The organism is Planktothrix sp. FACHB-1355, assembly GCF_014748295.1.
Taxonomy (GTDB): domain Bacteria; phylum Cyanobacteriota; class Cyanobacteriia; order Cyanobacteriales; family Aerosakkonemataceae; genus Aerosakkonema; species Aerosakkonema funiforme_A.
In genome coordinates, this window is record NZ_JACJUP010000285.1 from 1 (window position 1) to 6,433 (window position 6,433).

4 protein-coding genes and 1 pseudogene are annotated in these 6,433 nt (G+C 44.2%); all 5 read right to left on the reverse strand.

The window, feature by feature from the left end:
- Positions 1–3,285: pyruvate:ferredoxin (flavodoxin) oxidoreductase (nifJ, locus tag H6S82_RS13895; RefSeq protein ID WP_191056324.1), on the reverse strand; the 3,285-nt coding region annotated here is incomplete at its 3' end.
- Between the two features lie 506 nt (positions 3,286–3,791).
- Entirely contained in the window at positions 3,792–4,406 is a 615-nt protein-coding gene (locus H6S82_RS13900) for a CP12 domain-containing protein (RefSeq protein WP_190465352.1), read from the reverse strand.
- A 136-nt stretch (positions 4,407–4,542) separates the two neighbouring features.
- Positions 4,543–5,037, reverse strand: a complete 495-nt coding sequence (locus H6S82_RS13905; protein ID WP_190465353.1) for a hydrogenase maturation protease — start codon at positions 5,035–5,037, stop codon at positions 4,543–4,545.
- A gap of 60 nt (positions 5,038–5,097) precedes the next feature.
- Positions 5,098–6,258: a SpoIIE family protein phosphatase gene (locus tag H6S82_RS13910; RefSeq protein ID WP_190465356.1), complete on the reverse strand. Its 1,161-nt coding sequence runs from the start codon at positions 6,256–6,258 to the stop codon at positions 5,098–5,100.
- Positions 6,251–6,433: pseudogene (locus tag H6S82_RS13915) on the reverse strand (hypothetical protein); the annotation flags it as partial. The gene H6S82_RS13910 and the pseudogene H6S82_RS13915, both read right to left, overlap by 8 nt.

Sequence of the window (6,433 nt, forward strand, 5' to 3'; positions counted from 1 at the left end):
CCGATCTTCGTCTCGTGCGCCCATTGCTACAGTTGCTACGTAAACATTGCCGTAGGTCATGGCGATCGCACCCAGGTCTTTTTTCGCAGCAGGTTTACCGGCGGCGGCAAATTTAGCGACTGCTCCCCGTGGAGTAGCTTTCGACATTTGCCCGCCCGTGTTGGAATAAACACCTGTGTCGAGAACGAGTATATTAATGTTGCGACCGCTGGCAATTACGTGGTCTAATCCTCCGTAGCCAATATCGTAAGCCCAACCGTCACCGCCAATAATCCAAACGCTCTTTTTGACTAAATAATCTGCCAGAGATTTGAGATTTTTGATTTGGGATTTGAGATTGGGTTCGAGTTGGGAATTCAGCAGTTCTTCTAAGCGTTGTTTGAGTTGGGCGACGCGATCGCGCTGTTCCCAAATGTCTGCTTCATCGTTTTGTGCGGCACTCAGGATACCGTTGGCAAGTCCTTCGCCTATTTGAGTTGCCAATTTGGTCAGTAACTCAACGGCAAATTGAGTTTGTTTGTCAATGGAAATGCGGAATCCCAATCCGAATTCGGCGTTATCTTCAAACAGAGAATTCGACCAAGCTGGGCCGCGTCCTTCGCTGTTGTGCGTCCAAGGAGTTGTGGGCAAGTTACCGCCGTAGATGGAAGAACATCCGGTGGCGTTGGCAATTACCATGCGATCGCCAAACAATTGACTCACCAATTTCAGATAAGGCGTTTCTCCACAACCAGCACAAGCGCCTGAAAACTCAAACAAAGGTTCTTGCATTTGTTGTTGAGCGATCTTGGTCAATTTCAATTCCCGGCGATCGGGATTCGGTAAACTGAGGAAATAATCCCAATTTGTCCGTTCGTGTTCCCGCAATGGTAATTGCGGTTCCATATTAATCGCTTTCAATTTCGGTTGAGATTTATTTTTCGCCGGACAAACATCGACGCAAACACCGCAACCAGTGCAGTCTTCTGCGGCGACTTGAATGGTGAATTTTAATCCCTTCCAATCGTGGTCTTTCGCATCGGTACTCTTGAAAGTTGCCGGTGCGTTTTCCAGTTGTGCTGGTTCGTAAACTTTACTGCGAATAACGCTGTGAGGACATACCATCACGCACTTGCCGCATTGAACGCAAACATCCGCGTCCCAAACCGGAATTTCTTGGCAGATGTTACGTTTTTCCCATTTCGATGTGCCGCTGGGATAGGAACCATCGATCGGCAAAGCGCTGACTGGCAATTCGTCGCCGCGTTTGGCAATTATTTGACCGAGAACTTCCCGAACGAAGGCGGGGGCGGTATCCGGTACGGGCGATCGCATATTTATTTCGCTATCTACCTTATCTGGCACTTTGACTGCAAAAAGATTGTCCAGACTGTTGTCGATCGCGTTTATATTCATTTGGACAATTTTTTCGCCTTTCTTGCCGTAAGTCTTTTGGACGAACTTCTTAATTTCAGCGATCGCTTCTTCTCGTGGCAGCACCCCAGATAAAGCAAAGAAACACACTTGCATCACTGTATTGATGTGTCCGCCCATGCCGCTTTCTTTGGCAATTTTGGTAGCGTTCGATACGTATAATTTTAGCTTCTTGTTAATGATTTGCTCTTGCACCGAACGCGGCAGGTGGCTCCAAACTTCCTCCGGATCGTAGGGGCTATTCAGCAAGAAAGTAGCACCTGGGATAGCAATATCAAGCATCTCAAATTGTTCCAAAAATCCCCACTGGTGACAGGCAACAAAGTTAGCTTTACCGATCAGATAAGTAGAACGAATAGGATTCGGCCCAAAGCGGAGGTGAGATACTGTTACCGAGCCTGATTTCTTGGAATCGTAAACGAAGTAACCTTGGGCGTAGTTATTAGTTTCTTCGCCGATAATTTTGATCGAGTTTTTATTAGCGCCTACCGTACCGTCGGAACCCAAACCGTAGAAAACGGCTCGCACTACGTTATCTGGTTCGGTGGAGAATTGCGGATCGAATTCTAGACTGGTGTGGCTGACATCATCGTTGATGCCAACGGTGAAATGATTCTTCTTCTCTTGTGGGGTGGGCGTCTGTTGTGGGGTGGGCGTCTCGCCCGCCACTAAATTATCGAATACGGCTTTAACCATCGCTGGCGTAAATTCTTTGGAAGATAAGCCGTAACGTCCGCCCACAATCGATTTTAGATTTAAGATTTTGGATTTGAGATTGGGATCGCTTTGAGCTTCTTGGATCGCGACGACTACATCCAGATATAATGGTTCGCCGCTGGCACCCGGTTCTTTGCAGCGATCTAAAACTGCGATCGCTTTTGTTGTTGCTGGTAAGGATTCGACAAATCGCTTGCTGTCAAATGGGCGATACAATCTGACTTTTACAACGCCCACTTTTTCCGCAGGCGAGACGCCTGCGCCACTGACGCCTGCGCCACTGTTGAGGTAATCTACTGTTTCGTGAACTGCTTCGCAACCGGAACCCATCAAAACAATGACTCGTTCTGCTTCCGGATCGCCGTAATATTCAAATAGCTGATATTGACGCCCGGTTAGTTGGGCGAATCTATCCATTACTTTTTGAGTAATATCCGGACAAGCTTGATAGAAAGGATTGACTGTTTCCCGCGCTTGAAAGTAGACATCGGGGTTTTGGGCTGTACCCCGTACTACTGGACGATCGGGAGTGAGTGCGCGTTCTCGATGAGCGAATATTAGCTCGTCGGGGATAAATCCGCGCAGCTCTTCTGTCATAATTTCTACTTTTTGAACTTCGTGAGAAGTGCGGAAGCCATCAAAGAAATGTACAAAAGGAATGCGCGATTCTAAGGTAGCTGCGGTGGAAATTAAAGCAAAATCGTGGGCTTCTTGCACCGAGGCGGAACACAACATCGCAAAGCCGGTGGCGCGGGCAGCCATAACATCGCTGTGATCGCCAAAAATAGAGAGGGATTGGGCGGCTAGCGATCGCGCTGCTACGTGAAACACTGTCGGCGTCAATTCCCCTGCAATTTTGTACATATTCGGGATCATCAATAACAATCCCTGAGATGCGGTGAATGTGGTAGTTAGCGCCCCTGTTTGCAACGCGCCGTGAACAGCACCGGCAACCCCTCCTTCGCTTTGCATTTCCACCACTGAAGGTACCGTGCCCCAAATATTGGGTTTGTTCTCTGATGTCCACGCATCCGCCCACTCAGCCATCGGTGAAGAAGGGGTGATCGGATAAATGGCAATCACTTCATTGAGGCGGTAGGCAACATAAGCAACTGCTTCGTTACCATCTAGAGTTACATAAGTTTTTTTACTCATTTTCAAACCTTTTGGTAGCTTTATATACTGCTTTCTTGTCAGAATTTCGAGGTGAATTTTATAGTTCTAAATTCTGGCAATTCTACTCATTTTTTGCGGAAATCACCTGTAATTATTTGGCGATCGCACTTGCATAAAATATAGCTCCTGGGAACGAAAATAAAACAACATTTATGTTGCTTTATAGCAACCGATGAAAGTCAGGATGTTGTTAATGCCTAAAATGCTTGATTCGATGCGCTTCTTCCCCTAGCATAGCCTATCGCTATATCATCTAACCAAATATAGATTAGTTGGGAAAATTCTTAGCATTTTTTAATGCTATTTCAATTTGCGATATACTTAATAAAACTTCAAAAAAATTTCTGTAATTTTTACAACTAATTGATTGTTTTTTTATTTATTGCTGATTTCTGAACGGAAAAACCTCACCCCTTCTTTCGGCTGCGAAGAAGGGGGTTATGCGCCCCTCCCCGTGGCGGAAAGGGGCTGGGAGTGGGGTTAAATCAAATGTCGTATATCCGAGATTCTGCCGCCTCTGGATATTCTTCGCAGTATTCCTGGAATGCTGTTTTATCAATTTTCTTTGACCGCTGATGAGCTGCTTCGGCTTGCAGTTCTTCTACAATATCCCAAGCCACAGCACAGTCTTTAGAAGTAGCACCTTTTTCGGCACAAATAGCACGAGCATTGGCAATAGCTTTTTCGATTTCGGACTCCATGAGAACTTCTTTGGGTTGTTCTACAAAGTCACCTTTAGTAAGAATGTCGGTAATAGAGACGATCCCCAGCAGTTTGTCTTGAATTACTGGTGCCCTCCGGATGCCAGTATTAGCAAATAACCGCGCCACATATTCCACACCGAGATCCGGATTTACGACGATGCAGGGCTTGGTCATAATTTCGTAGACGCGCACTTTTTTGGGGTCTATTCCAAAAGCAGTCACTTTGTAAACAATATCGGTCTCAGTAACAATTCCGTAAGAATCTCGATCGTGACGGCGCTCCACAATTAAGGCTCGCAAACCTTTGTCTTTGAGCAATTTTACTGCTTCAGCCACCGTTGCCGAGCCGCGAATGGTGACTACTGCTTTGGTCATTATGTCTGCTGCTTTCAGCATTTTTTGTACCTCTATTCGTTATTTTTCATTTGTAATTTGCTATTTTATTTTAATATAGCAAATTATTGCTGACTTCTGAAAACTTTATGTTCTCCTTGCGTATTGCTATTAGCTACGAAAAATGTGCGGCAAACCATCACGAATGAGACGCATAAGTTTGGCTGCGTAGCAGATAGTCAATCTCTTCTAAAGCATCGTCAATTCCTTTTTGGGCAATCGGCGAAAGCGATTCGCCTAACTCAAAGTTAACTGCCGGTACCTTCACCAACCAAGCATGAGGATAACGACCGTAGAGTGCTTTCGTGAGGGCGAGAAGCGATCGCGGATCGCTTGTGTGGGTCATCGTTTTTCCGGATTCGATCGGTTCGATCGCTAACACCTCCACTTTTTTTACCTCCGGCGAACTACTTGCGTCTACAAAAATTGCACCGTAGGCATCTTGCAATCTGTCCGCCAGTTCTGGTGTGAGTTGCTGCAAAGCTAGGGAATCTACATTTGGCACTCCCCATGCTTCCACTGCTTTGGCAACGCAAGGGCCAATAGCATCATCGCTACGCAAATCGTTACCATAACCGATGATGACAAAACATTTATTAAGTGTTTGTAACGTAACCGCCAGATTACAATTCATATTATTTCAAATTTCGTAGGCGATCTTTGCTTGTACTCTAACGCTCCAACTTGCGTTACTTTAACAATATTCCAAAATTACCTCTTTTTGCTTATCTCTTAACAATTTGACTAACTCCTCTATTAAATTTCGACGAATAGAAATATTCTTGGGCAACAAAGGATTTTGATAAAAATCATTTATCTTTTGCCCCAACAAGAACAAGATCGAATCTGCCTCTAGAATTTCCCGCACCAACATAACCGCGCCGTTGTTATCGTTGGGCAATCTAGTCACATCGCAATTACAAGCTTTTAAAATTTCAATCACCTTGGAAATGGTTAAAATTCCTTCTGTAACTAAATCCACTCCCTTTAATTGTCCAATTGGCGGCAAGTCCTTCCGCATCGTGGAAATATCCATTTCAATAGTTTCTCCTAAATACTTAGCTACAATATTGCCCGTAGTACCGCCGCAGACTATTTTGCGACCGTCGAAATTCAAAAAATTTTCAACATAATAATTATCCTTACTTTTTTCCAAAGGAGGGCCTGTGAAAACCATCAACGGATTTCGTTTTCTGACATATACGCCGACAAATGTCGCATCATCGCCGATTTTGCCTCGATAAAGAGAATGGGTTTCGGCGATGACGCTATGAATAATATGACGAACTGAATTAGTTTGTTTGATAAACAAAGCTTGTATGAATTCGGCTATACTTTCCCAACCCCAACCAAAATTTAAGGTTTGGCCTAACCCAGCGTATAGCACTCCGTCACTGACCGCCCCTATAAAATCCCCTCTTTCCAGGAAACCCTCCGAAACGGTGATTTTTTTATCCAATATTTTTTCGGTTTTATGTTCTAACTTAATTAATTTCCCTTGACTGAAAAAAAATACGGGCGGATTATCAAAGTTAATTACTTCAAACTTATTACTTTTATGATCGATTTGAATAATCGTAAATGTCGCGTAAGCAATCTTTCTTACTTGGCAGATAGGTAAAGTGCCGATCGTGGTTTTAATTACTTCCTCAAGCGGCACATCAGCATTAAGCATCGTAATCAGAATTTCTGTAGTTAAGGTGGCCAGAATATTGGCTTTGACGCCGCTTCCCAAGCCATCAGACAACACGATGGTAGTTTTATTTTCTGTTTTGCGGAATTTGACTTTATCGCCGCAAAGTTCTTCCCCTTTTTTATTCAAGCTTAGCTCGTAAATATCCAAAAAATTATCCATCGTCCTCTTCTTCTCCAATTTCATGTTCGAGCATTTTAATTATTTTGAGAAGGCTGACTTTGGTTTCGGCAGTAGTCTCACCCAGCAAACCAGCAATTTCTTGGGCTACTTTCATTTGGTTATCTACTACTTCATTAACCTTAACTACAGTTTCTTTTCTTAGTTTTACCATTTC

What these genes read in the sequence shown, in the direction of transcription:
- H6S82_RS13900 (WP_190465352.1), bottom strand. Translation starts at nt 4,406, where the DNA reads ATGCTGAAAGCAGCAGACATAATGACCAAAGCAGTAGTCACCATTCGC.
- H6S82_RS13905 (WP_190465353.1), bottom strand. Translation starts at nt 5,037, where the DNA reads ATGAATTGTAATCTGGCGGTTACGTTACAAACACTTAATAAATGTTTT.
- H6S82_RS13910 (WP_190465356.1), bottom strand. Translation starts at nt 6,258, where the DNA reads ATGGATAATTTTTTGGATATTTACGAGCTAAGCTTGAATAAAAAAGGG.